We start from the raw sequence: 26,592 nt of genomic DNA, 5'->3' as shown, positions 1-26,592 counted from the left end.
CGTCCGGGCAGTCGCGCTGGCGCCGATCCTATCGCCGAAGCGCTCGCATCTCGGCGAGCGGACCGGGCCCGGCGCACCGACGGGTCAGCCGACGGTGAGCAGCCAGCGGTTGCCGTCGGGGAGGGCGGCGTGCTCGAAACGGTCGACGAGCAGCGTCACCAGGGCGAGACCGCGGCCCGACTCCCCCAGGTCCTCGGGGTCGGGCATGGCGGCGCCGTCGATGTCGACGGCGGCGGGCGGCGCGTCGTCGGTGACCACCGCCTCCAACCCGTCCTCGGTGCTGCGCACTGCAAGCTCGACGCGGACCGGCCGGTCGTCGCTGCTGTGCATCACCACGTTGGTGACCACCTCGACCACGGCCAGCTCGAAGCCGCCGCGCACCTGCTCCGGGAGGTCCGGACGGCGCTCGGCGAGCCGTTCGAACATCTCGTGCACCCGCCCGATCGTCTCCTCGTCGGCCGGGGCCCGGAAGGAGTCGCGGAACGGCTCAGTCACGGTAGGCGTCGTCGACGGAGGAGTGGATGCGCAGGATGCGGTCCAGGTTGGTGAGGCGGAGGACGCTCGACACCTGCTCCGAGGCGGATGCGAGGCGCAGGTCGCCGCCCGCGGTGCGCGCTGTCTTCAGGCCGCTGACCAGGGCGCCGAGCCCCGAGGAGTCGATGAACTCGACGCCGGACAGGTCCACCGCCACGCGCGCGTTTCCGCCGTTCACCGCATCCTGGACCTCGCGCTTCAGCTCCGGCGCGGTGACCATGTTGATGCGTCCCTCCGCGACCAGCACGGCCACACCGTCCGGGCGGACGCTCGACGTGATCTTCATGGCAGGGGGCTCTCCTTCTCGAGGGCGGGGGCCGCCGGACCCCGGTACAGGGCGGCGCGCGGGATGATGCTGAGCACGACGAGGTCGTAGACGACCCAGACCGTGTTGACGAGCGTACCGACGCCGTCCGCGGTCCCGGCGATGACCCGCAGCACTCCGACGATCGCGGCGACGACCAGGACGACCATCGCCGTCAGCTGCGGCCAGATCTCCCGCCACGGGATGGGCGCGCGCCCCCGGCGCTCCTTGGGCGTGACGACGAAGCCGAGCGGACGCTTGAACCACACGTTGGCGGCGGAGGTCCAGCACGCCTTGATCCACAGTGGGAACAGCGCGAGCGCATACTGCTGACCCCGCCAGGTGCGGATGCCGTGAGCGCCGACCAGGAACATCAGCTGACTCAGCACGAAGTAGGGGATGAACCGGGCGAAGAAGTCGACGCTCCACGCCGTCACCGGCATGACGCCCGCGAGCAGGTAGATGGCCGGCGCGGCGAGGTAGACGACCGCCGCGAAGCCCGCCAGGTAGCTCCACATGGTCGCGAAGTACATGAGCCGCTGGCCCGCGTCGAGGCCGCGCTTCAGGAGCGGGTTGTCCTTGAGCATCACCTGCAGGGTGCCCTGGGCCCAGCGCAGCCGCTGCTTCAGCATCGTGCCGAGGTCCTCCGGGGCGAGGCCCGTGGCGAGGAGCTCGTGGTGGTAGACGCTGCGCCACCCGTTCGCGTGCAGCTGCATGGCGGTCGCCATGTCCTCGGTCACGGAGATCGTGGCCATCGGCATGACGGGCTGGGCCTCGTCGGGACGGTCGACGGCGAGCGCCTCGGTGATGCTCTGCACGGACTCGATCGCCCCGAGCGGAGACCAGTCCCGCTCCGCGAGCCGCTCGAACGCGGCCTCGTCGACGACGAACGCGGGCAGCTCGGAGTCGGCCTGCAGCGGAAGCTCGGCGATGGCGGCGAGGTCCTCCTCGACCGAGGTCAGATGGCTGCGCACGGCCGCGCGGGACACCGCATCCACCTCCTCCCGCAGGCGGAAGGTGACCTCGCCGACGCTGTCTCCGGCGCGCAGGCTCTCGGATGCGGCGCGCACATGGTCGCGCAGCTGCGCCACCAGGCCTGCCGCCTCCGGGTCGGTCCGCGCCGAGCGCGCGGCCTTCGCCAGCATCCGGTCGGCCGCCCGCAGGGAGGTGCGGACGGTGTTCTCCACGTCGCGGACGTAGCCGGAGATGCCCAGCTGCATCAGCGCATCCCGCCGCAGCACGGCGTTCGAGCCGCAGAAGAAGGCCGCGTTCCAGCCGTCCTTGCCCTGCTGGATCGGCCCGTAGAACAGGGGCGCCTGGTTGCCGAGCACATCGGCCTCGTCGACGTTGGAGAAGAACTGCGGGGTCTGCACGAGCGCGACCTCGGGGTCGGCGAAGTAGCCGAGCGTGTGATCCAGGATCTCCGGCTTCGGGATCTGGTCGGCGTCGAGGATGAGCAGGAACTCGCCCTCGGTCTGGAACAGCGCGTTGTTGAGGTTGCCCGCCTTCGCGTGGCGCGGCTTGTCCGTCCAGTCGTCCGTGCGGGTGATGTAGCCGAGACCCTGCCGTTCGGCGGCCGCCCGCATCTCCGGGCGCGCGCCGTCGTCGAGCACCCACGTGGTGTGCGGGTAGCGGATGCGCTGAGCGGCGGAGGCCGTCGTCATCACCAGGTCGACGGGTTCGTCGTAGGTCGTGATGAAGACGTCGGCGGTCCCGGCCGCCGGCGCCTCCGGCCCTTTGCGGATGCGGACGCGCCACATCGTGAGCGCGAAGAAGAAGGTGTCCACCAGGCTGTACGTCTCCGCGATCACCAGCGGCACGGCGATCCACCACGCCTCCCAGTTGACGGAGGCCAGCCAGCGCCAGACGACGTAGTTGAGGCCGGCGAGCACGGCCAGGAGACCGATCACCCGCAGCAGCACCGGCCGCATCAGGCGCTCCTCCGCACCAGCACGGCCGTCATGTCGTCGATGGGGACGCCGTTCCGCGCGGCGCCGACGATGCGCGAGACCGCGCCGGCCGCCGTCGCGGAGCCGCGGACGATCGCCTCCAACCGGGTCAGCGCGTGGTCCCCGCCCAGGGCGTCCAGGATGCCGTCGCTGACACACAGGAGCGCGTCGCGCGGGCCCAGCTGCGCGCGTTGCGGCGCGCGCGGTCCGAAGGACGGGATCCCGAGTGGGATCGCCCCGCTGTCCAGCCGGTCGAAGCCGCCGGAGTCGCGGACGATGAGCGCCAGGCCGTGGCCGGCATCCACGTAGTCGACGGCGCCGTCGGGGTGCACGCGCGCGTGGAACAGCGTGACGAACGTGGACAGCTGGTCGAGGTCCTCCTCGACCACGCGCGAGGCCGTCTCGACGGAGGCCTCGAGGTCCGCGAGGTCCATGGCGCTCCGCAGCGCAGTGCGCACCGACGCCGCGACGATGGCCGCCGCCATCCCCTTGCCCATCACGTCGGCGACGGTCACGCAGAAGTCGTCGCCCACGTCGTACCAGTCGTAGAAGTCGCCCGAGACGCCGCGCGACGGCTCGCACGCCGCCGCGACCTCGTATCCGGGCGCCGCGGGCTTCCGCCGAGGCAGCAGGCCCTTCTGCGCGATGGCCGCGCGGTCGAGCTCGTCGTCCCGCTCCAGCTCGGACTGCACCCAGTCCGCGAGGTCGCGCAGCACCCGCTTCTGTTCCGGCGTCAGCTCGCGGGGCACGGTGTCGAGCACGCACAGCGTCCCGACCGCCTCCCCGCCGGCGACGTGCAGCGGCTCCCCCGCGTAGAAGCGGAGGTGCGGGTCGCCGAGCACGAACGGGTTGTCGCTGAACCGCGCATCCTCCGACGCGTCCTGCACGATCAGGGCCGCATCCTGCTGCACCGTGGCGTCGCAGAACGCCCCCTCGCGGGGAGCCTCCTGTGTGAGGCCGAGTTGCGACTTGCGCCACTGCCGGTCGCCGTCGAGCAGGGTGATGCTCACCATCGGCACGCCGAACAACTGCTGGGCGAGACGCGTCACCCGGTCGAACCGGGCCTCCGGTGCGGTGTCGAGGATCCCCAGGCCGGTCAGCGCCCGCTGGCGCCGAACCTCCGTCTGCTGCCTCGACTCGGTATCGACTGCCATGCGCCTATCGTACTGACGCGTCTACCCTCGGCTAGTCCCGCCCGGCGCAGGGGGGTGCACCAGGCGGGACGCCGTGAGCGAAAGGTTCCCGATCAACCCTTCATGTACTAAGACTCCGGTCGACGCCGCTTGATGACGCGCGGGTGGGCCGCGAAATGCGATCAGGCAGCCGCCGACAACTGCGCTGCGATCCCCGCGCTCACGAATCGCGCGTACTCGTCGAGCCCCCAGCCGCCCCGCACGACGAGCATGTCGTACAGCTGCGGCGAGCTGTAGACCAGCAGGATGTCCGTCGCACGCTCGAGGGAGAGTTCCGCGGGCAGGTGCCCCGCCTCCAGCAGGCGGCCTGCGTTGTGCGCCATCCGCGTGCGCCGGTCATCGGCGAGCGCCCGGGCGAGCTCCGCCAGCTCGGGGTCGTGGGCCGCGGCCGCGTCGACCAGGAGCAGGACGGGCGCCACCCGGGGAGAGACTTCGGCGGTGAGGCGTCCCCACCCGTCGAGCAGGGCGGGCAGGTCGTCCGCAGGGAGGGTGTCCGATCGGCTCTCCGCATCCACCGGCCCCAGCCCGCGCAGCGCCTCCTCGACGACCGCGCGGGTGAGGGCCGCCCGCCCGGGGAACCGCTTGTAGACCGACTCGGCCGAGATCTCGCAGGCGCGAGCGACCGCCGGGATCGAGAGCCCGGCGTACCCGTCCGCGAGGAGGATGTCGCGAGCGTGGTCCAGGATGCGCGCTCGCACCTGCTCCGCTCGCGCGCGCCGGGCCCCGCTGTCGTATTGCCGCTTGACGCCCGCCATGCCACGCCCCATACTCGAAATAGTTACAGATGACTGTAACGAAATCGAGGCAGCAATGTCCAGAGACACCACCGGGTTCCTCGACCGCCTTCGGGATGCGACGAACCGCCACGACCTCGACGCGCTCGTCGGCTGCTTCGCGCCGGGCTACCGGAACGAGACGCCCGCGCATCCCGGCCGCGGCTTCGACGGCACCGCACAGGTGCGCAGCAATTGGGGCCGGATCTTCGCCTTCGTGCCCGATATCCGGGCCACGATCCTCCGGCAGGCGGCCGACGGGGACGACGTGTGGTCCGAGTGGGAGATGTCGGGCACGCGTCTCGACGGCACGACGCACCTCATGCGGGGCGTGATCGTCTTCACGCTGGACGGAGATCGCGCGGTCTCCGCGCGCTTCTACCTGGAACCCGTCGACGAGACGCCGTCCACCGTCGATCAGGCGGTCGCGACGCAGGTGCACGAGAGCGCGTCATGATCGTCGTGGCCGGAGGAAGCGGACTGCTGGGGCGCCTGATCGTCACCCGCCTCCTCGACCTCGGCGAGCGTGTCGCTGTCCTCGTGCGGGATGCGGACCGCGCCCGGGCGCTGCTCGACCCGGCCGTGGAAGTGACCGGCGCCGATGTGCGCCGACCGGAGGGGTTGGATGCGGCCGTGGCGGGAGCCGACGTGGTCGTCTCGGCCGTGCACGGATTCCTGGGCGGCCGCGGGGCCGGTCCGGCAGAGATCGACGAGCGCGGGAACGCGAACCTGATCGACGCGGCAGCAGCGACCGGAGCGCAGTTCGTCCTGATGTCGGTGAGCGGCGCCGCTCCGGACCATCCCCTCGACCTCTTCCGCGCCAAGTACGCCGCCGAGCAGTACCTGCTCGCGAGCACCGTCCCCGGGACGATCGTGCGAGCGCCCGCCTACCTCGAGACCTGGCGCGCCATCCTCGCCGAGACCGCCGGAACCACCGGTCGCCCTCTCGTCTTCGGCCGGGGCGACCGGCCGATCCGGTTCGTCTCGGCCGCCGAGGTCGCCGACACGGTGGTGAGCGCGACGCGGGACCCCGCATCCCGCGGTCAGACGATCGAGATCGCCGGCGAGCCGATCACGATGAACGAGCTCGCCCGGTCGGTGCAGCAGGAACGGCACTGGTCCGGCTCGCTCCGCCATGTGCCACGCCCCGTCCTCCGCGCTCTGGCCGTGACGGCGCGTCCCGTGAACCCGGCGTTCGCGCGCCAGAATCGAGCCGCGCTCGGGATGGACGTCGACCCGGGCCGCCGCTGAATCAGGCGTCGGCGAGCAACTTCTGCAGCAGGCCGGAGAGCGTCGCCCGCTCGCCCTCGTCGAGCGGGCTGAAGAGCTGAGCGAGGATGTCGTCGGCGATCGCGTGCCCGGCGGCGAGCATCCGTCGCCCCTCCTCGGTCAGAGCGTGCTCGATGCGACGCCCGCGGCCGGCGGCCCGCACGATCAGGCCGCGGTCGACGAGGCGATTCGCCAGCGTGCTGAACGCCTGATCGCTCTGGAAGGTCGTCACCGCGAGGTCGTGCCCGGAGGCGTTGGGCGTCCGGTCGATCGCCCGCAGCGCATGCCACTGCACCAGGGAGACGCCGATCTCCTGCAGGGCGGCGTCCATGGTGCGGTGGTCGCGATACTGCGCCCGCTTGATCGCCTGCCCCAGTGCTTTCAGATCGGTGCTCACAGTGCTACCTTATCAACACGCGTATATAAACATGTTGATTTAGGATGAACCCATGAGCCCTTCGCTTCCTCCCGACTTCGAGCTGCTCCCCACCGGCGAACCCGACGCACCTGCCGCCCTCGTGCTGCACGGCGGTGGCGGTCCCCAGACCGTCGCGCCGCTGGTGTCGCATCTGGCCGCAACGCACCGCGTTCTCGCCCCCACCCACCCCGGCTGGAACGGGACGCCGCTCCCCGACGACCTCCGGTCAGTGGCGGACCTCGCCGACGCCTACCTGGAACGCCTGCTCGCCGACGGGACGCGCGACGTGACGGTGGTCGGGTCGTCTATCGGCGGCTGGATCGCGCTCGAGCTGGCGATCCGAGCCGCTGCCGGCACGAGGTACGCCGGCATCCTTCGCGCCGTCGTCGACATCGACGGCGTCGGAGCCGTTGTGGACGGCGAACCGATCGCTGACTTCTTCGCCCTCGACGCCCGCGGCCTCGCGGAGGCCGCGTGGCACGACCCCGAGCGCGGCTTCGTCGACCCCGCCGGTCTCACCGGCGAGCAGCGCGCGATCCAGCAGTCGAACGGCCGGACCATGGCCGTCCTCGCCGGGCGCTCGATGAGCGACCCGACGCTGCTCGCCCGGCTGGTGAGCGTCGACGTGCCCACCCTGGTCGTGTACGGGCAGAGCGACGGCATCGTGACGCCCGCCTACGGCCGTGCGGTCGCGGGCGCGATCCCGACGTCGGAGTTCGCCGAGATTCCGGAGGCCGGCCACCTGCCGCATCTCGAGAACCCCGCGGCGACGTGGGCGGTCATCGACCCGTTCCTGGCGCGGTTGAACTGACCGCCCGTTCGGCACATCTGGCCGCCTGGATCGCGACGATCCGCTGTGCCAGTGTGAAACGGTGCATCCCTCGTCGTCGTCGCCCCGCGTCCGTATCGGTGTCGTCGGTGTCGGCCGGATGGGCTCGGGAGTGCTCGCCCGGCTCGCACCCCTCGGCGCCGCCGCCTTCGACCTCGACGCCTCCCGCCGCGAGGCCGTGGAGGCCAGCGGTGCGACCTGGATGGACTCGGTGACGGCCCTCGCCGCGTCGAGCGACGTGCTCGTGACCGTGCTGCCGGGACCGGACGAACTGGATGCGGCCGTGCGCCAGGCGCTCCCCGCTCTGCCCGAGGGAGCGCTCTGGCTGGACCTCACCTCCGGCGACCCGGCCCGAGCCTCCGCCCTGGCCGACGACGCGGCAGAGCGAGGCATGGATGCCGTCGCAGCGCCGATGGGCGGCGGTCCGGCCGACGCCGCCGCCGGTACGCTCACGTTCTACATCGGCGGCGCACCGGACGCCGTCGAGCGGGCGCGGCCCGTCCTGAGCCGTCTGGCAACGGGAGACGGAATGCGCGTCTGCGGGCCGCATCCACGTGACGGGCACATCGTGAAACTGCTGGCGAACGCGCTGTGGTTCGCGAACGCGGTCGCGGCCGGCGAAGCCCTGCTCATCGGCGAGGCCCACGGCCTCGAGCCGCAGCACCTCCAGGCGCTCCTGGCACAGAGCGCGGGCAGCAGCATAGCCCTCAGCCGTCATGTGCCGGAGGTGTTCCGCGGCGACTACCTGGAGACGTTCGGCGTCGATCGGGTCGTGGAGGAGCTGGATGCGGTCGCCGCGCTGGCGCGTGCGAGCGCGACCCCGTCGCCGGTGCTCGACGCATCCGCGGACCTCCACCGGGAGGCGCTCGCCCGTTTCGGCCCGGCGCCCGGCGAGCTCCTCGGCANTGCTGGAGGAACTCGCCGGGCGCGCCCTGCGGTAGCCGCCTCAGCCGAGCAGCGCCTCGTGCGCGACCTGCAGCAGGCGGCCCGTCCGGAACTCCTCGTGCGCGGTGACCGTGAGGACGGCGCCGTGGGAGTCGTCCACGACGACGTACTGGCCGTAGCGTCCGTCGAAGCGCCACAGGTCCGAGGGTCCTTCCCACGTTCCGATCCCGTAGTGCTCGGACGATCCGGTCTCGCCGGTCTCCGTCCAGTCGGTGTGCATCCCGTCGATCCACGCGGCGCTGACGATCCGGGTGCCGTTCCACTCGCCGCGGTCGCGCAGCACCCGGCCGATGCGGGCCAGCTCCTCGGTGCGCAGCTCGAGCCCGGTGCCGGCCACGATCCAGCCGAGCGGGCAGCGCATCCACTGCGGGTTGTCGATGCCGAGGGGTTCGAAGAGCCGCGGGAGCAGCCAGTCGCGCACGTCGCCGACGGCGGCGCCGAGCATCCGCATCGCGACGTAGGTGCTGGAGTCGGTGTAGAGGAAGTGCTCGCCGGGGCCGCGGGTGGGGTGCCGCAGCATCTCCTGCGCGAGATCCGCTCCGGGGACCGGCTGGTCGCCGAACCACTGGAATGGGATGCCGCTCGTCATGGTCAGCAGGTGGCGGAGCGTCACCCGCTCGACACCCTCGCCGAGCTCCAGCTGCGGGAGGGCCTCGGCGACGGTCGTGTCGAGGGACAGGATGCCTTCGTCCACGGCGATCCCGGCGGCCAGGGCGCTCACGCCCTTGGATACCGAGTACAGGTTGACCCGGTCGTCGCTGCGCCAGCGGTGCTGAGCCTCCTCATCCCCGACGAGCGCGTGGGCGCCGTAGACGCCCAGCCCCTCCCGGTCGACGGTTCGGACGAAACGGGTCAGGAGGGCATCGGCGGCGGTCATGTCCCTATTCTTACGACCCTTCGCCGAGCGGTCACGCGCTTCTACGTCACGCCGGACACGATCGCGGCCTCCTCGGCTGCGGTGAGCCCGGATCGCCGCGGACGATCCGCGCCGCGCGCCTGTTCGTCGGCGAGTACATCCGCCAGTGTGTCCCGCAACGGTCGCAGCGTCCCGCCCGCATCCAGGTACGCGCGGCCAGAGCGCTGCGCGAACCCCGAGTCGGACAGCGGCAGCCACAGCGGAAGCGACCGCGGGCCGGCCCAATAGTGCACGTCGGCGGCGAGGAGCGCATCGTCGTCGACGGTCACCGAGTCTCCGTCGTACCCGCTGACATCGACCGCCGCCTCGAAGAACTCCTGCATCGGGATGGCTGCACCGACGGCGTTCACGACGCCGACGTGCCTCGCCTTTCCCGCCCGTTGGATCCAGCCCGCCAGGTCGGCCACGTCGATCACCTGCACGAAGCGGCCTTCAGTCGTCGGAAAGAGGGCCGGTCCAGTACGGCTGAAGCGCGCCGGCCAGTACCCGAACCGATCGCTCGGGTCGCCCGGCCCGACGATCAGTCCCGGCCGTGCGATCAGGAGGCGCGAGTCGAGGCGAGCGGCCGTCGCGCGTTCCGCGGCGACCTTCGCGTCGGGATACTGCGACAGGTCGGCGGGTTCGACGAGCGCCGCGGACTCGTCGGCTCCGGGCTGGTCGTTGCGGGCGTAGACGGACACGGTGGAGACCAGGGTCCAGTGGTCGGCTCGGTCGGCGAGCGCGTCGAGGGCCGACGTGACGAGCCCGGGATCCCAGGCCAGCTCGATCACCTCGTCCCAGTCGCGCAGCACCTGGCCGTAGGCGCCGGGCGACCGCCGGTCGGCGCGCACCAGCCGCGCCCCGTCCGGCACCGACCCGGACTCGCCGCGGGCCAGGCACGTCACCTCGGCGCCCTCCGCGAGCAGTTCGCGGACGATCGCGCGCCCGAGCCAGCCGGTTCCACCGAGAACGAGGACGCTTCGCATGCGTCCAGTAAACCCGCATGCGGGTCCTCCGGCTCGCTCGTCGTGACGCCCTCTAGCAGCTGTAGGCGGGGATGGCACATGGTTTCGCCCGGAAGTACAGTTCGCGCATGGAGCAGACCGTCACAGCGGTGAGAAACCCAACGGAGTCCTCGCTAAGGTCCGAGATTCGGCGAATGAGTCGAGAGTGGGTGCTCGTCAGTACCAGTCAGAGCGCTCCAAGCGAGCCGCTCTACGTGTTCTGGCGTCGCATCCAGCGCTGAATGTCGGCGGCGAGCCGAATGTTCCCGCCGCCTACGGAGACTACTGGGAGATCTGTGCCCCGAATTGGGAGCCGAGTTGAATCGCGGTGCTCCCCTAGCGTCAGTGGGGTGCCCGCTCGACCGACGGGACCAGTCCAACAGGAAGACCCCTCGCAATGGCAAGAGAGACCCGATTCAGCTTCGACGGCGGCGCCGGCACCTACCTGGGAACCGCGATCCTTGGGTTCTTCGTGACCGCCCTGACGCTCGGGATCTGCTACCCGTTCGCGCTGGTCCTGATGCAGCGGTGGAAGGCGAAGCACACCTTCATCGACGGCCAGCAGTTGGTCTTCACCGGATCGGCGGTCGGCTTGTTCGGGCACTGGATCAAGTGGTTCCTGCTTTCCGTGATCACGTTCGGCATCTACCTGTTCTGGGTCGGGCCGCGACTGCAGCGCTGGATCACCGTGAACACCGAATTCGCCACCCCGATCGCTCCCCTTCAGCCGCTGGTCGCCGGTCAGGCGCATGCGGTGACCATTGCCGTCACCGGCTGAACACCTCGGCACCCTCGCGCGCAGGGCAGGACGCGTTCGAGTGTTCGACGCGCGGCGAGGCGCAATCTCGTTACCGCAGGGCCCCTCACCTCTAGCGCTCTCTCGGGTCTAAGGTGCCGTCATGGTTGAACACGGAAAAGGCCACCCGGACAGGCTCCCCGCGGGCGAGCAGGCGATCGCGCAAGTGACTGTGGACCGATTGGATGAGGACGGCCGGCACGAGGGCCGTCTCGTTCTCACGGCAGACAGGATCTACTTCTTCGACGACGAGCAGGGCGGCGGGAGCCACGACGACATCATCGATCACATCCGCTTCCAGGGCGCCGAAGTGACCGGTGACGACGAGATCGGCACGTTGGCGCTCAGCTGGAGCGACCAGGGCAAGGTCTACGAGGGCGACACCCTCGAACTCCGCGCCTTCAAGGACGCGATCGACGACCAGCTGAACCCGTAGCGGCGGCACCGTCCCCACGGTCTGACGTCGAACTGCGGAGGGCGTGGGATTCGAACCCACGAGACATTTCTGCCCACCAGTTTTCAAGACTGGCTCCATCGGCCGCTCGGACAGCCCTCCCGGCGCCGGGCGAACCCGGCGTCGCCCGATTCTAACGTCAGTCCTGGAAGGGCTTCGAGCAGGTGTACTGGGCGGCGGTCTGACCGTGGACGTCCGACGGCAGCTGTACCGAGCCATCCGCGGCCGGTGTGGACGCGCCGTCGCCGGTCGCGGGAGCCTGCGTGGCCGGGGCCTGCGTCGCCGGCGCCTGCGTGGCCGGAGCCTGCGTCGCCGGCGGCTGCGCCGCGGGAGCCTGCGGGGCCGGGGCATTCGGGTCCGCCTCGGAGCCGACGCCCGTGTCGCCGGTGAGGGAGACGGGCTGATCGTTCTGCAGGGCGCCCATCAGCTGGTCGGCGGCATCCTTCGTCGGGGAGACCCCATCGCCGTCGTAGTGGTTCGGGTACTGCACGAAGACGACCTTGCTGATGTCGATGTTCTTCAGCGCCATGGCCATCGACACGATGGTGGTCGGGTTGTTGAGGCTGTCGGAGAGCGTGATGTTGCTGGTGGCCGCCTTAGCGATGCCGTACAGCTTGACCGGATTGCTCAGCACGTCGGCGCTCTTGATCGTGCGGACCAGGGAGGACAGGAACACCTGCTGGTTGCTGATGCGGCCGAGGTCGGAGCCGTCGCCGACACCGTGACGCGTGCGGAGGAACGCGAGCGCCTGCGAACCCTGCAGAGTGTTCTGGCCCGCCTTCACGTTCAGGCCCGTGTACGGGTCCTCGATGTCGCCCGCGACGCAGACGGGCACGCCGCCGACCGCGTTCGACATCTCGATCACGCCGTCGAACTGGATCACACCGGCGTACGGGATGTCGAGGCCGGTCAGCTTCTCGACCGTCAGGACGGTGCACGCGAGACCGCCGTAGCTCAGCGAGTTGTTGATCTTCTGCCGGCTCATCGCGTCGAAGCTGCCGCCCTTGGGGTCGGGGCACGACGGGATGGACACGTACATGTCGCGGGGGAAGCTGACGACGGTCGCGTTCTTGTGGTCCGCGGACACGTGCAGCAGCATCGTGACGTCGTTGAGGTTCTCGTCGCGGTCGCCGTAGGCGGTGTTGCCGCCGCCCGAGTCGCTTCCGGCGAGCAGCACGTTGAACGCGCCGTTCATGGCGCCGACGCTGGGCGTCACCTCGTTGCCCTTGGCGTCGACCAGCTTGACCGACTTCTTGACGCTGGACACCACATCCACCGCCGCGTACGCCGCGAGCGAGACGCCGGTGACGCCGACGACGGCGATGACCGCGACGACGATCTTGAGGAGTGCCTTGAGCGGATGGTGCTGCTTCAGTCGACCGTGGCGGACCGCTGGTCCTGCCGCCTTCTCCTGCGCTCGCGCTTGCGCGCGGGTGTGCATCTCGCTCATTCACTTCCTTCCGGCTGGGACGTGTTCACGTTCACAGGCGCGCACAGAAAACGGGCGCACGCCACCGTAGAGCATGCCACGGGAGGCTGGCAATGCTCTCAAAGGGGGGTGTTCAGAGCGCGGCGAGCACCTCGGCGAGGCCGTCCTCGACGACCGGACCGGTGGTGCGTGTGGCCGCCGCCTTCACCTCGTCCGGCGCCTGTCCCATCGCCACGCTGAGGCCTTCCGCGCCCGCCCACTGGAGCAGTTCGAGGTCGTTGCGCCCGTCGCCGACGGCGACGACGTTGGATCGCGGGATGTCGAGGGCGTGCCGCACCCGCTCCATCGCGGTGGCCTTGCTGACGCCGTCCGGGGAGATGTCGAGCCACGCCGTCCAGCCGATCGAGTAGCTGACGCGCTGGAGTCCCATCCGATCGACGATCGCCAGGAACTCCTCGGTGTCGTGCTCGGGCGAGACGACGACCACACGCGTTGCGGGATGCTGCAGCAGCTCCTCGAACGGCACCTGCTCGGCGTTGACGAGCTCCCAGTCGGTCATGCCCTCGGTGTACCGCCGGAAGCCGCTCGGGTCTTCGACCATGAAGCTGCCGCCCGGCAGGTGCGGGCGGATCGTCTCGAGGACGTCGGTCGGGTCGAACATCTCGATGAACTCCCGGCGGTATCCGCCCGGCAAGGTGCCATCGCGCTTCATCGTCAGCGCGCCGTTGGCGCAGACCACGAACTGGCTGGTCAGGCCGAACTCCTCGTGGATCGGGCGCGCAGTCTCCCAGCTGCGCCCGGTGGCGAGCATGACCTCGTGACCGGCGTCGCGCACGCGCGAGACCGCATCCCGCACGGCGTCGCCGACGGTCTCGTCCTCGTGGATCAGGGTGCCGTCGACGTCGAGCGCGATCAGCAGCCGGGATGCGTCGCTCACCGGGCGATCGGCTCCAGCAGTTCCAGGCCGCCGAGGTAGGGACGCAGCGCCTCGGGCACGCGCACCGACCCGTCCTCCTGCTGGTGCGTCTCCAGGATCGCGACCAGCCAGCGGGTGGTCGCGAGCGTGCCGTTCAGCGTCGCCACCGGCGCGGTCTTGCCGCTCTCGGTGCGGTAGCGGATGTCGAGCCGGCGGGCCTGGAACGTGGTGCAGTTGGAGGTCGAGGTGAGCTCGCGGTAGCGGCCCTGGGTGGGGATCCACGCCTCGACGTCGTACTTGCGCGCGGCGCTCGACCCGAGGTCGCCCGCGGCGGTGTCGATGACGCGGTAGCTGAGTCCCAGCGACTGCATCATCTCCTCCTGCCAGCCGAGCAGCCGCTCGTGCTCGGCCTCGGCCTCTTCGGGCCGGGTGTAGACGAACATCTCGAGCTTGTCGAACTGGTGCACGCGGATGATGCCGCGCGTGTCCTTGCCTGCGGACCCGGCCTCGCGCCGGTAGCAGGTCGACCATCCGGCGTAGCGGAGCGGCGCATCCACCTCGATGATCTCGTCGGCGTGGTACCCGGCCAGGGCGACTTCACTCGTACCGGTCAGGTAGAGGTCGTCGTTCTCGAGGTGGTAGACCTCGTCGGCGTGCGCGCCGAGGAAGCCCGTGCCCTGCATGATCTCGGGCTTCACGAGCGTCGGCGTGATCATCGGGATGAAGTCGTTCTGGATCGCCTTGTCGAGCGCCATGTTCATCAGGGCGAGCTCGAGACGGGCGCCGATGCCGCGCAGGTACGAGAAGCGGGCTCCGGCGACCTTCGCGCCACGGGCCATGTCGATCGCACCGAGGAGCTCGCCGAGCTCCAGGTGGTCGCGCGCCTCGAAGTCGAACTCGGGGATGTCGCCCACCGTCTTGAGCACGACGAAGTCGTCCTCGCCACCGGCCGGGACGCCGTCCACGATCGGGTTGCCGATGCTGCGGATGAGCTGGGTGAAGCGTGCGTCCGCGTCATTGGCGGCCTGCTGGGCCTCCTTGACGCGGCCGGCCAGCTGCTGGGCCTGCGCGACCAGCTCCTTCTTCTGCTCCTTCGGAGCCTTCGCGACGGTCTTGCCGAACGCGTTCTGCTCCGCCCGCAGCTCCTCGAACGCCGTGATGGCGGCGCGGCGCTCGATGTCCGCCTGGATGGCCTCGTCGACCAGCTGCACGGAGTCGCCGCGCGCCTCCTGCGAGCGGCGTACGACGTCTGGGTTCTCGCGGAGGAGCACGGGATCGATCACCCGACCAGCTTATCGACCGATGCCGCGCGGGGAGTGTGCTGCGGAGCCTGCCGGCGGCGGCCGAGTCGTTGTCGTCCGCCGCCGCCGGACTCGCCGCGATCAGCTCGCCGGAACGCGGAGCATCGACGTCTCGCCCGCCGCGGTGCGGAGGTCGACCGTGTCGCCCGGATTGACGGCGATGATCCGCGAGTACACGCGCTGATCCCCCTCGACGCGTACAGACAGATACCAGGCGAACTCGCCGGCGACATGCCCGAGGTAGGAGCCGTTGAGCCGCGCCGTGACCTCGGGGGTGCTGTACAGCGTGGCGATCGGCACGCGGATCTGCAGCTCGTACTGGCCGCCGCCTCGGGCGACCAGGGCACCGGTGACACCCTTGAAGGTCGATCCGGTCAGCACCTGGACCGCCCCGGACGCAGTGCGCAACCGCACGACATCCCCTGGCTTGACGGTCACGGCCTGGTAGTACACGCGGCTGTCGGCAGTGCCGCGGACGCCGACGTACCAGCCGTGCTCTCCCGCGACGTGGGCGAGATACGACCCATTGCGTTCTGCGGTGATTTCAGGCGTGCTGAACAGCGTCGCGGTCGGCACGGTGATCCGCAGCTCGTACTGGTCGCCGCCGAGCGGGGCGAGCGCGCCGGTCACGCCCTGGAAAGCTCGCGGAGCAGCCAGGACGTTCCCGACCGCGGCGCCCTCGAAAGCGAGCCCCTTCTGATTCGGGTGCATCGCGCTCGGGCTCAGACCGCTTTCGGTGAACTGCAGCGGGTTGATGTACGAGTCGGAACCGCACACCGCATGGTCGAAGGTGTTGGCCAGAAGAGACACGTACTCGCCGCCGACGGCCTCGACGGCCTTCTGCGACTGGGCGTCGAGCACCGCCTGGACGCTGTTGATGTAGTTCAGGTCGATGGCGGTGAAGGGCACGCTCGGTCCGCCGTCGGCATCGAAGGGCGAGAAGCACCCGGTCGGCGGGATGTGGGCGGAGTCCGGCATCAGGGCCGGATAGCCGACGACGACCACACGGGCGTTGGGCGCTTTCGCTCGGATCTTGGACACGGCCGTGCCCAGCGAGGGCGCCACCTGCTCCGCCGCCTTCTTCGCGAGGGTGTCCACGCCTCCGGTCACGAAGTCGTCGCGACATGATGTCTTGAAACGGAAGAGCAGCGGGCCCTGCGGGCCACTGGCGATGCACGCCGAAAGCACTGACCTGAAGCCGAGGTCGTTACCGCCGATCGTGAGCGTGACGAGGTCCGTCGAGGCGCTCACGGCATCCACCTGGGCCGGACGCCCATTGGCGGGGGTGAACAGGTCGGCGATCGTCGCTCCACTGCAGCTCACGTCGGTGAGCTGCAGGCCGGCGCGCGCCGCAGCGGACCGCGGGTAGTTCTGCGCGGATTGCAGGCAGCCCGCCGCTCCGCCGCCGGAACCGCCGATCTCCTGGCCCGCGGCGTACGAATCGCCCAGAGCCACATATTGCTGCTGACCGGCGACGGCGGATGCCGGCACCGGCGCAAAAACGGCTGCCGCCGCGGCTACGGCCATCGCCAGGCCCATCCCCGTGCCGATCCGGTCCACCCGGCGCCTGCCTGGTCGTCTGGACCTCTTCTGTTCGCGCATCGACGACTCCCTACTGTCTCGGTGATGCTTCTACCTAGACAGATGGGTCTGCGCCCGGCATCGTGACGCCCACTTCGCAAAGAGGGCAAACGTACCTCAGGCGGCCCGCGCACGCCTACAGTTCGTCGTCCTCCAGCAGCTCGCGCTCGCGGGTGCGGGTGCGCCGCGCGCCGAGCGCGGTCAGGAACAGGAGCGCCACCAGGGTCAGCAGGCCCACCGTGATGAGCGGGCCGGCGAGCATCCACCCGATCTGCGCGAAGACGAGCGAGCCGACGTCGCTGGTCGGAGTCGGCCCGTTGTACGACGATGTCACCGAGATCGCGTAGAGCACGATCCCGAGCACGACGAACCCGGCGCCGACGATCCACAGCGCCAGCATGTACGGGTTGCGGCGCGGATTCAGTTCGAGCCCCGCGAGCACGCCCGGAGACGCGACCACGATTGACGGCTCCACGGCGCCCGACTGTGAGGCGACGGTGAGAGGAGCTGGAGTGAGCGAGCCGGGGATGCTGTCCGGCAGATACGCCGGCTCGGCCTCGCGTTCCGGCCACGCCGTCTCGGCCGGCGCGCTCTCGGAGCCGAGCACTGACGTCGGCCGGCGGTAGGCGGACTGCGGGGCGTCCGCCCGCACCCGCACCCGCGGCCGCTCGCCCGGCTGGGGCTGGTAGCCGCGCTGGAAAGAGGGGTCGTAGCGCGGATCGAATCCGCTGTCGCGACCGCTGCCGTCACGCTCCTCGGCGACCATGATGACCTCCCGACGTCCTGCTTCCGCAGCCTACGCCGCGCCGCCGGCGTTCTGGCCCGTCCGCTCGGCGGTGGTCTCGTCGGTCGTCGCGGCGGCCGTCTCGTCGGTCAGCGACGCCAGCCACTCGCGCGCCTCCGTGAACACCTCGTCGCGGTAGCGCTGGTCGTACTCGACCGGCGCGCCGTCCGCCCGCGGGTACGAACCGAGGAACATCACCGACGGGCTGAACCGGCGGAGACCGAGGAGCGCGTCGGCCACCCGCTCGTCCCGGATGTGCCCGTCGGCGTCGATGACGAAGCGGTACCGGCCGAGCGCATCCCCGACCGGCCGCGACTCGATGAGACTGAGGTTGACGCCACGCGTCGAGAACTGCTCGAGCAGGTCGAGGAGGCTTCCCGGCCGGTCGTCCGGCAGCTCGGCGATCAGGCTGGTCTTGTCGGCGCCGGTCGGTTCGGGGACGCTGCGGGTGGTGCTGACCAGCACGAACCGGGTCACCGCGTTCGCGTTGTCACCGATGTTCTCGGCGAGCACGACCACGTCGTGGTGGTCGACGATCCCGGGCGGCGCCACGGCCGCGTCCGCCGCGCTGCCCTCGAACAGCGACGCCGCGGCGGCCACGTTGCTCGACGCCGGGAGGTGCCCGTGGTCGGGAAGGTGGCGGTCCAGCCACTGGTGGCACTGGGCGTAGGCGACGGGATGCGCGTTCACGGTGCGCACGTCGGCGAGCGTCGTGCCGGGCCGGGCCACGAGCACGAAGTTGACCGGAACGAGGTACTCGCCGATGATGCGCAGACCCGGGATGGTGGCCAGCGCATCCTGAGCGACCGACACCCCGCCATCGATCGAGTTCTCGATCGCGATCATGGCGGCCACGCTGCGGCCCTCCACCACGTCGGCGAGCGCCTCGCCGAGGTTGTTCACCGCCCGCCAGTGCTTGCCACGGGCCTCCGGGACCTGCTTGAGCGCGGCCTCCGTGAAGGTGCCCGACGGCCCGAGGAAGCTGTAGACGTCGTCGAGGGAGGCGGGCAGCTCGGCCGTGGCGCCGTCGGTGCTTCCGTCAGCGCCGCCGTTTGTGCTGGCTGCGGCGCTTCCGTCGGGGGCGGTGGACATGCCGCTCAGCTTACCGAGCCGTTGGCCCAGCCCCTCCGCCGTGGAAGAGTAGGGACATGGACGAACGAGCCGGCACCCCCGCCCAGCCTTCCGACCTGATCGACGTCGACGCCTTGCGCCGCGCGTACTACGAGCTGAAGCCGGATGTCAGCATCCCGGACCAGCGCGTGGTGTTCGGCACCTCCGGCCACCGGGGGTCGTCGCTGAACACGGCGTTCAACGAGGACCACATCGCCGCGACCACCCAGGCGATCGTCGAGTACCGCAACAGCCAGGGCATCACCGGTCCGCTCTTCATCGGCGCGGACACGCACCTGCTCAGCGAGTTCGCCACCACCACCGCCCTCGCGGTGCTGGTCGGCAACGAGGTGCGCGTGCTCGTCGACGAGTTCGACGACTGGGTGCCCACGCCCGCGGTCTCGCACGCGATCATCCGCTACAACCGTGCCGGCCACGACGACCAGGCGGACGGCATCGTCGTCACCCCGAGCCACAACCCGCCGTCCGACGGCGGCTTCAAGTACAACCCGCCGCACGGCGGACCGGCCGATACGGATGCGACCAGCTGGATCGCGAAGCGCGCCAACGAGATCATCGCGAACGGGATGACCGAGGTGCGGATGGCGGAGCCGTCCGGCGTCGAGACGTACGACTTCCGCGGGCACTACGTCGACGACCTCGAGAACATCATCGACGTGAAGGCGATCAAGGACAGCGGCATCCGGATCGGCGCGGACCCTCTGGGCGGCGCCAGCGTGCACTACTGGGAGGCCATCGCCGAGCGCTACGGTCTCGACCTGACCGTCGTGAATCCGGACGTCGACCCGACCTGGAGCTTCATGACGCTCGACTGGGACGGCAAGATCCGCATGGACCCGTCCAGCCCCTCGGCGATGGCGTCGGTGGTGGCGCGCCGGGCGGACTTCGACATCCTCACCGGCAACGACGCGGACGCCGACCGCCACGGCATCGTCACGCCCGACGCCGGTCTGATGAACCCGAACCACTACCTCGCGGTCGCGATCGACTACCTGTTCCGCACCCGCACGGAGTGGCGGAAGGATGCGGCGGTCGGCAAGACGCTGGTCTCGTCATCGATCATCGACCGGGTGGCCGACTCGCTGGGCCGACGCCTCTGGGAGGTCCCGGTCGGCTTCAAGTGGTTCGTCCCCGGTCTGATCGACGGCACCGTCGGGTTCGGCGGCGAGGAGAGCGCCGGTGCGTCGTTCCTGCGGTTCGACGGGACGGCGTGGACGACGGACAAGGACGGCATCCTGCTCGCCCTGCTCGCCAGCGAGATCCGTGCGGTGACGGGCAAGTCGCCGTCGGAGCTTTACCGGGAGCTGACCGAGCGCTTCGGCGACCCGGTCTACCAGCGGGTGGATGCGCCGGCCTCGCCCGAGCAGAAGGCGGCGCTCTCGAAGCTCGACGGCGACGCGATCGCGGCGACCGAGCTGGCGGGCGAGCCGATCACGGCGAAGCTGAGCCGCGCGCCGGGCAACGACGCTCCGCTCGGCGGCGTGAAGGTGCAGACGGAGAAGGCGTGGTTCGCGGCGCGGCCCTCGGGCACGGAGAACGTCTACAAGATCTACGCCGAGTCGTTCGTCGGCGAGGACGACCTCCGCGAGGTGCAGGACGAGGCCAAGCGGATCGTGGGCGACGCGCTCGGGAGTTGAGCGGTCGGGGATGAGCGGTCGGTTCGGCTAGCCGCGCGCGGTTCTATCGTCGGAGAACGGGTCCCAAATCTCCGACGCAGAGCGCTGTAGCAGGAGTTACGGCCGGGATCGCGCCGAATCTCCGACGCACGGGCCCGGATCTCCGACATACGGCGACGAATCTCCGACGATCGGCCCGCGCTCAGCCCAGGTAACTCGTGCCTCCGGGCACGTTGAAGAACTCCTCGAGCGTGGTCACGCCCGTCGCGTGGAGCTGGGTCGCGAGCGGCGTCCCGACGTAGCGGAAATGCCACGGCTCGTAGGTGAAGCCGGTGACGGCCACCTTGTCGGCCGGGTAGCGCAGGATGAAGCCGAAGCGCCAGGCGTTGGCCGCCAGCCAGCGGCCGTGCGGCGTCTCCCCGAAGCAGGCGTCGAGCGAGCACTTCGCCGGCAGGGCGCTGATGTCGACGGCGAGCCCGGTCTGGTGCTCGCTGTGGCCCGGGCGCGCGGTGTCCGTGTCGGCGTAGGCCTGGCCGTTGTGCGCGACGTCGTCGTCGTAGACGCGCGTCTGCGACTCGAACGAGCGATAAGCGCTCTGGACCGAGAACTCCAGCCCGGCCTCGGCCTTCCCCGCCTGGAACATCGCGACCAGGGCCGCTGCGGTCTCCTGGCGCATCGGCTGGCGGTTGACGTAGGCGACGTCCGGGTACGTCAGGTCCTGCGGCACGAAGCTGATGGGGTTCAGCGCGCGCGGCTTGTTCACGACGACCCACGGGCTGGCCGGGTCGTCGACCGACCGGGCGTTCTTGTCGAAGGCCACGAACGGCGGCGCCGGAGGGACCGTAGGCACCGGAGTGAGCGTCGGCGTGACGGTCGGCGTCGGGCGCGGGGGCCGCGGGGTGGCCGAGCGGTGCGGCGTCGGGCGATGGCTCGCGGGCGCCGCGGCGACCGGACCGCTCGCGCATCCCGTCAGCACCAGGGCGGCGAGCAGCGCCGCTCCCACGACGACGGCGCGCGTCGACCGAGCCCGCTGTGCGCGGGCGCCCCCCAGATCCACGCGATGAGCCTAGCCCACGGGGATGCCGCCCCGGGGAAAGCGGTCGGCTTTTACTTGGAGAGGCTCCAGAAGTGCCCGATTCCGCCCGGGTGGTCGACCGTGATCGCCTCGTCGAGGTCGCGGTAGTCGCTGTCCTCGTTGTGGCCCACCATCTTGATCTTGATCTGGCCGTTGACGTTCTGCACGGCCGAGACGATCTGCACGTGGTCGAGCGAGTTGTTGTCGTTCCAGTCGAACATGACGATGTCGCCGACCTTGATCTTGTCGCGCTGGTCGAATGAGTACTCGGTGAGCCCGAGCTGCGCCGCGTTCTCGCGGAAGTAGTTGTCCATGGCCGGCACGTAGCCCCACGCCGGGCTCCACTGGGCGGCCGCGTCGTGGTTGTACCACTCGCTGTTCATCTGCCAGCCGCGCGCGATCAGCGTCTGGCTGACGAAGTTGGCGCAGTCGCCGCCGACCGGGTTCAGGTCGCCGTACTGGGCCGTGTTGTAGTTCTTCCAGTACGTGAGCGCGTAGGCGAGCTGCTTGTCCACCGGTGTCTGCACCTGGTAGTCGTACGTCGACGCCGACGTCGTCACCGGCTTGCCGCTCTTGTCGGTCACGGTCACCGGGACGCTGCCCGCCTGGAAGTTGGCGGCGGCGGGGACGCTCACGACGACCTTGTCGTCCGTGGCCTGGGTCACTGCGGCAGGCTGACCACCGATCTGCACGGCGGCGACCTTCTCGAGGTTCGTGCCGGTCAGAGTGACCGTGCCTCCGGAGACGCTGCCCGCGGCCGGCTGGATGGACGACACGACCGACGAGGTCGGCGACGGCGACGGTGCGGCGGCCTGGGCGACGGCCTTCGTGACCGGCGACGGCTCTCCGGCGCACGCGGTGAACGCGAGCGCCGCGGTCGCGACCACGGCGGTGAGGGCGAGGATGCGGCGGGGGCTGAGAGAACTCATACGACCTTACGGGCGGATTCGGAGGATGGTCGGGGGGCTGCGGTTCCACGGTACGCGCACAAGTTTTGCGTCACCTGAAGAGGGGCCAGTGTCGTTCGTTTTCCGCGCTTCGCAGCCCACACAATGGCCCGACGAGCGCGGTCTGTCACGAGGCCGTTCGCCGCTGGCGAACGCGGCCGCAGCGCCGTTCCCTCCTGCGTTGTGGCGAGGGTGGCAGGGGGTGTAACTTTGCAGTCTCCGCAAAATTCTCTTTGCCCCACATCGTCGTGACGCTCCGCGTGCCGGGCGTCCCCACACCCGAACTCTCGACACGGAGACAGATGTCCAGTCAGACCAGCGCGGCGACAGCCGCTCCCAAACCGATCATGTCGCATCGCGAGATCCTTCTCGTGATCTTCGGCCTCATGGCCGGCATGTTCCTCTCCGCCCTCGACCAGACCATCGTCGGCACGGCCATCCGCACCATCGGTGACGACCTCCACGGTCTGAGCGAGCAGGCGTGGGTCACCACCGGCTACCTGATCGTCTCGACGATCTCGACGCCGATCTACGGCAAGCTCTCCGACATCTTCGGCCGGCGCCCGCTGTTCGTCATCGCCATCCTCATCTTCATCGTCGGTTCGGTCCTGGCGTCGTTCTCGACGTCGATGGTCGAGCTCGCCGCGTTCCGTGCCATCCAGGGCCTCGGCGCCGGCGGTCTGATGTCGATGCCGCTGGCGATCATGGGCGACATGCTGGCTCCGCGCGAGCGCGCCAAGTACCAGGGCTACTTCCTCGCCGTCTTCGGCATCTCCAGCCTCATCGGCCCGCTGATCGGCGGCCTGTTCGCCGGTGCGGACCAGATCCTCTGGATCACCGGCTGGCGCTGGGTGTTCCTCATCAACGTGCCGATCGGCTTGATCGCGCTCGCCATGGTGCTCCGCTTCCTGCACCTGCCCAAGCGCGAGCGCGGCTCCGCCCGCATCGACTGGTGGGGCGCCGCGGGCGTCATCGTCGGGCTCGTCCCGCTGCTGCTCGTCGCGGAGCAGGGCCGCACGTGGGGCTGGGACAGCCCCGCGGCCATCGCCTGCTACGTCATCGGCGGTCTGGGCATCATCGCCTTCATCCTCATCGAGATCGCGATGAAGGACGACGCGCTCATCCCGATCAAGCTGTTCCGCTCGAGCACGTTCTCGATGGCGACCATCATCGGCGTCTTCGTCGGTTTCGGGATGTTCGGCGCCATGCTGACCCTCCCGCTGTACCTTCAGCTGGTGCTCGGTTCGACCCCGACCGAGTCGGGGCTGCAGCTGCTGCCGATGATCCTCGGCCTCATGGTCTCGTCGATCGTCTCGGGCCAGATCATCGCCCGCACCGGCCGCTACCGGCAGTTCCCGATCATCGGAACCGCGATGCTGGCGGGTGGATTCTTCTACCTGACGTTCATCAAGTACGACGACTCCTACTGGTTCATCGCCGGCGCCATGCTGCTGATCGGTCTCGGCCTCGGCCAGCTGATGCAGACGCTGACCATCGCCAGCCAGAACTCGGTGGGCCTGCGGGACATGGGCGTCGCGACCAGCGCGTCCACGTTCTTCCGCCAGATCGGTGGAACGCTCGGCACGGCCGTGCTGCTGTCGCTGCTGTTCACGGTGTTCCCGACGAACATCAAGACGGCGCTGACGGACACCCCGACGCTGACCAGCGCTCTGGATGCCGCGCTCACCCCCTCGGTCGCCAGCGCGCCCGAGAACAAGCAGATCATGGACCAGATCTACAACAAGATCGTCGACCCCATCGAGAAGCAGGCGCAGGCGCAGGCGCACGAGGCGGGCGTGCAGCAGGCTGTCGCTCAGGGCGTCCCGCAGGCCGTCGCCGAGCAGAAGGTGCCGGCCGAGCCGATCGACTTCTCGAACGCCGACCAGCGCAAGCAGGTCGTCGACGCCGTCGTGCCGACGGTGTCCGACAAGCTCAAGTCTGCGGACAGCGGCTCCAGCAGTGCGGACGTCAACGACACGTCGTTCCTGAACGACGCCGACAAGCGCCTGTCGAAGCCGTTCCTGGTGGCCTTCAACGCCTCGGCGGTGACGGTCTACTGGGTGGCCATGATCGTGGTGCTGATCGCGTTCATCCTGTCGCTGTTCTTCAAGACCCCGCCGCTGCGGGCGAAGTCGGCACTGCAGGAGGCCGCGGACGACAAGGCCGACGCGGAGGCGAAGGCCACGGCCGAGCGCGAGCCCGCCGGCGCGTACGTCTCGCTGTCGGAGGACGACGACGAGGAGTACGACGTGGGCGTGCTCGCCAACCGTGCTGCGAGCGAGTTCGGCGCGCTGGTCGAGCCGGGCGCGGACACCGCGTCCACGCGGGCCCAGCGCCCGCGGCCCGCGACCGACTGACGCGAACCGCGAGGGCCGTCACCCGACGAGGGTGGCGGCCCTTCGCGTTTCCTCGCCGCTCCGCGCGCGCGGGGCGAACACCCAGACTCGGTAGAGGACGAAGCGGAACAGCGTCCCGAGCGCCAGCCCGACCGCGTTGCCCGCGACGTTGTCGGCGACCAGCCCGTGGAGCCCAAGAACCGTCTGGGAGAACCACACGCAGCCGACCGGGATGAGCATCCCCGCCAGGCTGACGACGAGGAACTGGATGCCCTCCCGCGCTGCATCCTCGCTGCGGCTCGCCGAGAACGCCCAGTACCGGTTGCCGACCCAGTTGACGCCGATCGCGACAAGGGTCGCCGCCGCCACCGCGTAGAGCGACTTGCCGGGCAGCTCGACGCCCGGGATCAGCATCAGACCGTTGAAGACGAGCAGGTTCACCACGACGCCGACTGCTCCGACGGCGCCGAAGCGGAGCAGTTGCAGCAGCACGGGCTCGGGTTGTCTCATCGCCGGCTCCTTTCCGCGGTCGCCGGGCTGTCTACACACGAAGACGACAGACGGTCCGTAAACGTGACGCCGCGATCGCCAAGTCGCGAGAACGCGCCGATGAGAGCGCGACCACAAATGTCTTGACAACACCCGCTGCCGCGTTCTACATTCTCCTCAAACGCGTGAGAGCGCTCTCACGGTTCGCACTGAGAGCGCTCTCACCGCTCAGGCGCACACAAGACACCACGCACAAAGGAGTGACCCGTGAAGCTTTCACGACGCACCAGGATCGCTGCGGCCGTCGCCGGCGCAGCATCCTTCGCCCTCATCGCAGCCGGATGCTCGTCGAGCGGCAGCGGCGGCGGATCCAGCTCGGACCCGATCACGCTGACCGTCACGACGTTCGGCACGATGGGCTTCGACAAGCTCTACTCGCAGTACGAGAAAGAGCACCCGAACATCACCATCAAGGCCACCAACATCGACACGGGCGACAACGCGCTCACCGACTGGCAGACGAAGCAGGCGGCCGGAAGCGGCCTCCCCGACGTCCAGGCGGTCGAGGAGGGCTGGCTCAGCAAGGTCATGCAGGTCTCCGACCAGTTCACCGACCTGAAGTCCTACGGCGCGAACGACATCAAGGACCGCTGGGTCGACTGGAAGCTCAAGCAGGCCACCGACAAGAACGGCCGCATCATCGGCTACGGCACCGACATCGGACCGGAGGGCCTCTGCTACAACGGCAAGCTCTTCGCCGCGGCCGGCCTGCCGAGCGACCGCGAGTCCGTCGCCAAGCTGTTCGGCGGCGAGAACGCCAGCTGGGACGACTTCTTCAAGGTCGGCGAGCAGTACCACGCCGCCACCGGCAAGCCCTGGTACGACCAGTCCGGCTTCATCTGGAACGCCATGGTGAACCAGCAGGACGAGGGCTACTACACCAAGGACGGCAAGCTCAACATCAAGGACAATAGCGACCTCAAGGCCCTGTGGTCCAAGCTCGCCGACGGGGCGGCCGCCGGCCTCTCCTCCAACCAGACCCAGTGGGACTGGGGCAAGGGCAAGGCGTTCACCGACGGATCCTTCGCAACGTTCGTCTGCCCCGGCTGGATGCTCGGCGTCGTGCAGGGGCAGGTCAAGGCAGGCGGCGGCGACGCCGCCACCGGCTGGGACTTCGCCAACGTCTTCCCTGGCGGCGCGGCCAACTGGGGCGGATCGTTCCTGACGGTCCCGACCCAGTCGAAGCACCCGAAGGAGGCCGCGGCCCTCGCCGCCTGGCTGACCACCGCCAAGTCGCAGGTCCAGACCTTCCAGGCCGCGGGCACGTTCCCGTCGGTGACCGCAGCGCAGACCGACGCCGGTGTGACCGGTGAGAGCGACCTGACGAAGTTCTTCAACAACGCCCCCGTCGGCCAGATCCTCGGCGAGCGCGCGAAGGGAGTCGTCGCCCAGTACAAGGGACCGGACGACTCGGTCATCCAGTCGCAGGTGTTCGGCCCGTCCGTTCAGCAGCTCGACTCCGGCAAGGCGGACGGCGACCAGGCGTGGGACAACGCCATGAAGCTGCTCGACCAGCTGGTCGTCAACAAGTAACGAATCCGCACCCGGGCCCCCGCCGCTGATG

At 69.8% G+C, this 26,592-nt stretch carries 25 protein-coding genes, 1 tRNA gene and 1 pseudogene; 9 read left to right on the top strand and 18 right to left on the bottom strand.

Annotation, left to right across the window (positions count from 1 at the left end; genetic code table 11):
* Positions 1–84 precede the first annotated feature (84 nt).
* From ACTJI1_RS14835 to ACTJI1_RS14815, 5 genes are all read right to left on the bottom strand, one after another.
* Positions 85–495 carry an ATP-binding protein gene (locus ACTJI1_RS14835; protein ID WP_310132088.1) on the bottom strand — a complete coding sequence of 137 codons (411 nt, stop codon included), beginning with the start codon at positions 493–495 and terminating at the stop codon, positions 85–87.
* Positions 488–820: an STAS domain-containing protein gene (locus tag ACTJI1_RS14830; protein ID WP_310132089.1), complete on the bottom strand. Its 333-nt coding sequence runs from the start codon at positions 818–820 to the stop codon at positions 488–490. The genes ACTJI1_RS14835 and ACTJI1_RS14830 overlap by 8 nt, the downstream gene beginning before the upstream one ends.
* Entirely contained in the window at positions 817–2,769 is a 1,953-nt protein-coding gene (locus tag ACTJI1_RS14825; RefSeq protein ID WP_440743231.1) for a glycosyltransferase family 2 protein, read from the bottom strand. Before ACTJI1_RS14825 ends, ACTJI1_RS14830 begins: the two co-directional genes overlap by 4 nt.
* Positions 2,769–3,941 (bottom strand): PP2C family protein-serine/threonine phosphatase, encoded by a 1,173-nt coding sequence (locus ACTJI1_RS14820; protein ID WP_310132092.1) that lies wholly within the window; start codon positions 3,939–3,941, stop codon positions 2,769–2,771. Before ACTJI1_RS14820 ends, ACTJI1_RS14825 begins: the two co-directional genes overlap by 1 nt.
* A gap of 161 nt (positions 3,942–4,102) precedes the next feature.
* Positions 4,103–4,735: a TetR/AcrR family transcriptional regulator gene (locus ACTJI1_RS14815; protein WP_440743230.1), complete on the bottom strand. Its 633-nt coding sequence runs from the start codon at positions 4,733–4,735 to the stop codon at positions 4,103–4,105.
* A 55-nt stretch (positions 4,736–4,790) separates the two neighbouring features.
* Between ACTJI1_RS14815 and ACTJI1_RS14810 the strand changes: the two genes are divergently transcribed.
* Positions 4,791–5,210, top strand: coding sequence for a nuclear transport factor 2 family protein (locus ACTJI1_RS14810; RefSeq protein ID WP_440743229.1), 420 nt, complete (start codon positions 4,791–4,793; stop codon positions 5,208–5,210).
* Entirely contained in the window at positions 5,207–6,004 is a 798-nt protein-coding gene (locus ACTJI1_RS14805; protein WP_440743228.1) for an SDR family oxidoreductase, read from the top strand. Before ACTJI1_RS14810 ends, ACTJI1_RS14805 begins: the two co-directional genes overlap by 4 nt.
* A gap of 1 nt (position 6,005) precedes the next feature.
* On the opposite strand, the gene ACTJI1_RS14800 is transcribed toward ACTJI1_RS14805, so the two are convergent.
* Entirely contained in the window at positions 6,006–6,419 is a 414-nt protein-coding gene (locus tag ACTJI1_RS14800; RefSeq protein ID WP_440743227.1) for a MarR family winged helix-turn-helix transcriptional regulator, read from the bottom strand.
* A 52-nt stretch (positions 6,420–6,471) separates the two neighbouring features.
* On the opposite strand from ACTJI1_RS14800, the gene ACTJI1_RS14795 reads away from it, so the two are divergent.
* Complete coding sequence (locus ACTJI1_RS14795) at positions 6,472–7,251, top strand: alpha/beta fold hydrolase (RefSeq protein ID WP_440743226.1); 780 nt, start codon at positions 6,472–6,474, stop codon at positions 7,249–7,251.
* A 118-nt stretch (positions 7,252–7,369) separates the two neighbouring features.
* Positions 7,370–8,089 (top strand): annotated as a pseudogene (locus tag ACTJI1_RS14790) (NAD(P)-dependent oxidoreductase); the annotation flags it as partial.
* Between the two features lie 126 nt (positions 8,090–8,215).
* On the opposite strand, the gene ACTJI1_RS14785 reads toward ACTJI1_RS14790, so the two are convergent.
* Both ACTJI1_RS14785 and ACTJI1_RS14780 read right to left on the bottom strand, forming a co-directional pair.
* Positions 8,216–9,091 (bottom strand): serine hydrolase domain-containing protein, encoded by an 876-nt coding sequence (locus tag ACTJI1_RS14785; RefSeq protein ID WP_440743225.1) that lies wholly within the window; start codon positions 9,089–9,091, stop codon positions 8,216–8,218.
* Positions 9,092–9,132: 41 nt separating this feature from the next.
* Positions 9,133–10,095, bottom strand: a complete 963-nt coding sequence (locus ACTJI1_RS14780; RefSeq protein ID WP_440743224.1) for an NAD-dependent epimerase/dehydratase family protein — start codon at positions 10,093–10,095, stop codon at positions 9,133–9,135.
* Between the two features lie 415 nt (positions 10,096–10,510).
* Here ACTJI1_RS14780 and ACTJI1_RS14775 point away from each other — a divergent pair, with 415 nt between their 5' ends.
* Together ACTJI1_RS14775 and ACTJI1_RS14770 are read left to right on the top strand one after the other, a co-directional pair.
* Positions 10,511–10,891: a DUF898 family protein gene (locus tag ACTJI1_RS14775; protein WP_440743223.1), complete on the top strand. Its 381-nt coding sequence runs from the start codon at positions 10,511–10,513 to the stop codon at positions 10,889–10,891.
* Positions 10,892–11,012: 121 nt separating this feature from the next.
* Positions 11,013–11,345: a hypothetical protein gene (locus tag ACTJI1_RS14770; RefSeq protein WP_310132129.1), complete on the top strand. Its 333-nt coding sequence runs from the start codon at positions 11,013–11,015 to the stop codon at positions 11,343–11,345.
* Positions 11,346–11,380: 35 nt separating this feature from the next.
* Here the strand turns inward: ACTJI1_RS14770 and ACTJI1_RS14765 are convergent.
* The 7 genes from ACTJI1_RS14765 to pheA all read right to left on the bottom strand — a co-directional run bounded on the left by ACTJI1_RS14765 (position 11,381) and on the right by pheA (position 18,466).
* Positions 11,381–11,465 (bottom strand) — tRNA-Ser (locus ACTJI1_RS14765).
* 37 nt (positions 11,466–11,502) lie between these two features.
* Entirely contained in the window at positions 11,503–12,813 is a 1,311-nt protein-coding gene (locus ACTJI1_RS14760; RefSeq protein WP_440743222.1) for an LCP family protein, read from the bottom strand.
* A gap of 112 nt (positions 12,814–12,925) precedes the next feature.
* Complete coding sequence (locus ACTJI1_RS14755) at positions 12,926–13,729, bottom strand: HAD family hydrolase (protein ID WP_440743221.1); 804 nt, start codon at positions 13,727–13,729, stop codon at positions 12,926–12,928.
* Positions 13,726–14,991 carry a serine--tRNA ligase gene (gene serS / locus ACTJI1_RS14750; RefSeq protein WP_310132167.1) on the bottom strand — a complete coding sequence of 422 codons (1,266 nt, stop codon included), beginning with the start codon at positions 14,989–14,991 and terminating at the stop codon, positions 13,726–13,728. The genes ACTJI1_RS14755 and serS overlap by 4 nt, the downstream gene beginning before the upstream one ends.
* Positions 14,992–15,090: 99 nt before the next feature.
* Positions 15,091–16,611 (bottom strand): SGNH/GDSL hydrolase family protein, encoded by a 1,521-nt coding sequence (locus ACTJI1_RS14745; RefSeq protein WP_440743220.1) that lies wholly within the window; start codon positions 16,609–16,611, stop codon positions 15,091–15,093.
* A 115-nt stretch (positions 16,612–16,726) separates the two neighbouring features.
* Positions 16,727–17,356 carry a hypothetical protein gene (locus tag ACTJI1_RS14740; RefSeq protein WP_440743219.1) on the bottom strand — a complete coding sequence of 210 codons (630 nt, stop codon included), beginning with the start codon at positions 17,354–17,356 and terminating at the stop codon, positions 16,727–16,729.
* Between the two features lie 30 nt (positions 17,357–17,386).
* Positions 17,387–18,466: a prephenate dehydratase gene (pheA, locus tag ACTJI1_RS14735; protein ID WP_440743218.1), complete on the bottom strand. Its 1,080-nt coding sequence runs from the start codon at positions 18,464–18,466 to the stop codon at positions 17,387–17,389.
* A gap of 56 nt (positions 18,467–18,522) precedes the next feature.
* On the opposite strand from pheA, the gene pgm reads away from it, so the two are divergent.
* Complete coding sequence (gene pgm, locus ACTJI1_RS14730; RefSeq protein WP_440743217.1) at positions 18,523–20,142, top strand: phosphoglucomutase (alpha-D-glucose-1,6-bisphosphate-dependent); 1,620 nt, start codon at positions 18,523–18,525, stop codon at positions 20,140–20,142.
* Between the two features lie 181 nt (positions 20,143–20,323).
* Here pgm and ACTJI1_RS14725 read toward each other — a convergent pair whose 3' ends face one another.
* Complete coding sequence (locus ACTJI1_RS14725) at positions 20,324–21,178, bottom strand: M15 family metallopeptidase (protein ID WP_440743216.1); 855 nt, start codon at positions 21,176–21,178, stop codon at positions 20,324–20,326.
* A 50-nt stretch (positions 21,179–21,228) separates the two neighbouring features.
* A complete protein-coding gene (locus ACTJI1_RS14720; protein ID WP_310132184.1) occupies positions 21,229–22,125 on the bottom strand; it encodes a DUF1287 domain-containing protein in 897 nt (298 codons plus the stop codon).
* A gap of 365 nt (positions 22,126–22,490) precedes the next feature.
* Here ACTJI1_RS14720 and ACTJI1_RS14715 point away from each other — a divergent pair, with 365 nt between their 5' ends.
* Positions 22,491–24,500: an MDR family MFS transporter gene (locus ACTJI1_RS14715; protein WP_440743215.1), complete on the top strand. Its 2,010-nt coding sequence runs from the start codon at positions 22,491–22,493 to the stop codon at positions 24,498–24,500.
* 18 nt (positions 24,501–24,518) lie between these two features.
* Here the strand turns inward: ACTJI1_RS14715 and ACTJI1_RS14710 are convergent, their stop codons facing one another.
* Positions 24,519–24,989: a GtrA family protein gene (locus ACTJI1_RS14710; protein ID WP_440743214.1), complete on the bottom strand. Its 471-nt coding sequence runs from the start codon at positions 24,987–24,989 to the stop codon at positions 24,519–24,521.
* Positions 24,990–25,235: 246 nt separating this feature from the next.
* On the opposite strand from ACTJI1_RS14710, the gene ACTJI1_RS14705 reads away from it, so the two are divergent.
* Complete coding sequence (locus ACTJI1_RS14705; RefSeq protein WP_440743213.1) at positions 25,236–26,561, top strand: ABC transporter substrate-binding protein; 1,326 nt, start codon at positions 25,236–25,238, stop codon at positions 26,559–26,561.
* Positions 26,562–26,592: the final 31 nt, after the last annotated feature.

It is taken from the genome of Leifsonia sp. 22587 (assembly GCF_052044215.1).
GTDB lineage: Bacteria > Actinomycetota > Actinomycetes > Actinomycetales > Microbacteriaceae > Leifsonia > Leifsonia shinshuensis_C.
Note: the sequence above shows the minus strand (reverse complement) of the source record. Positions and strands in the feature narration are given on the sequence as shown.

What these genes read in the sequence shown, in the direction of transcription:
- ACTJI1_RS14830 (WP_310132089.1), bottom strand. Translation starts at nt 820, where the DNA reads ATGAAGATCACGTCGAGCGTCCGCCCGGACGGTGTGGCCGTGCTGGTC.
- ACTJI1_RS14825 (WP_440743231.1), bottom strand. Translation starts at nt 2,769, where the DNA reads ATGCGGCCGGTGCTGCTGCGGGTGATCGGTCTCCTGGCCGTGCTCGCC.
- ACTJI1_RS14820 (WP_310132092.1), bottom strand. Translation starts at nt 3,941, where the DNA reads ATGGCAGTCGATACCGAGTCGAGGCAGCAGACGGAGGTTCGGCGCCAG.
- ACTJI1_RS14815 (WP_440743230.1), bottom strand. Translation starts at nt 4,735, where the DNA reads ATGGCGGGCGTCAAGCGGCAATACGACAGCGGGGCCCGGCGCGCGCGA.
- ACTJI1_RS14810 (WP_440743229.1), top strand. Translation starts at nt 4,791, where the DNA reads ATGTCCAGAGACACCACCGGGTTCCTCGACCGCCTTCGGGATGCGACG.
- ACTJI1_RS14805 (WP_440743228.1), top strand. Translation starts at nt 5,207, where the DNA reads ATGATCGTCGTGGCCGGAGGAAGCGGACTGCTGGGGCGCCTGATCGTC.
- ACTJI1_RS14795 (WP_440743226.1), top strand. Translation starts at nt 6,472, where the DNA reads ATGAGCCCTTCGCTTCCTCCCGACTTCGAGCTGCTCCCCACCGGCGAA.
- ACTJI1_RS14785 (WP_440743225.1), bottom strand. Translation starts at nt 9,091, where the DNA reads ATGACCGCCGCCGATGCCCTCCTGACCCGTTTCGTCCGAACCGTCGAC.
- ACTJI1_RS14780 (WP_440743224.1), bottom strand. Translation starts at nt 10,095, where the DNA reads ATGCGAAGCGTCCTCGTTCTCGGTGGAACCGGCTGGCTCGGGCGCGCG.
- ACTJI1_RS14775 (WP_440743223.1), top strand. Translation starts at nt 10,511, where the DNA reads ATGGCAAGAGAGACCCGATTCAGCTTCGACGGCGGCGCCGGCACCTAC.
- ACTJI1_RS14770 (WP_310132129.1), top strand. Translation starts at nt 11,013, where the DNA reads ATGGTTGAACACGGAAAAGGCCACCCGGACAGGCTCCCCGCGGGCGAG.
- ACTJI1_RS14760 (WP_440743222.1), bottom strand. Translation starts at nt 12,813, where the DNA reads ATGAGCGAGATGCACACCCGCGCGCAAGCGCGAGCGCAGGAGAAGGCG.
- ACTJI1_RS14745 (WP_440743220.1), bottom strand. Translation starts at nt 16,611, where the DNA reads ATGCGCGAACAGAAGAGGTCCAGACGACCAGGCAGGCGCCGGGTGGAC.
- ACTJI1_RS14740 (WP_440743219.1), bottom strand. Translation starts at nt 17,356, where the DNA reads ATGGTCGCCGAGGAGCGTGACGGCAGCGGTCGCGACAGCGGATTCGAT.
- pheA (WP_440743218.1), bottom strand. Translation starts at nt 18,466, where the DNA reads ATGTCCACCGCCCCCGACGGAAGCGCCGCAGCCAGCACAAACGGCGGC.
- pgm (WP_440743217.1), top strand. Translation starts at nt 18,523, where the DNA reads ATGGACGAACGAGCCGGCACCCCCGCCCAGCCTTCCGACCTGATCGAC.
- ACTJI1_RS14720 (WP_310132184.1), bottom strand. Translation starts at nt 22,125, where the DNA reads ATGAGTTCTCTCAGCCCCCGCCGCATCCTCGCCCTCACCGCCGTGGTC.
- ACTJI1_RS14715 (WP_440743215.1), top strand. Translation starts at nt 22,491, where the DNA reads ATGTCGCATCGCGAGATCCTTCTCGTGATCTTCGGCCTCATGGCCGGC.
- ACTJI1_RS14710 (WP_440743214.1), bottom strand. Translation starts at nt 24,989, where the DNA reads ATGAGACAACCCGAGCCCGTGCTGCTGCAACTGCTCCGCTTCGGCGCC.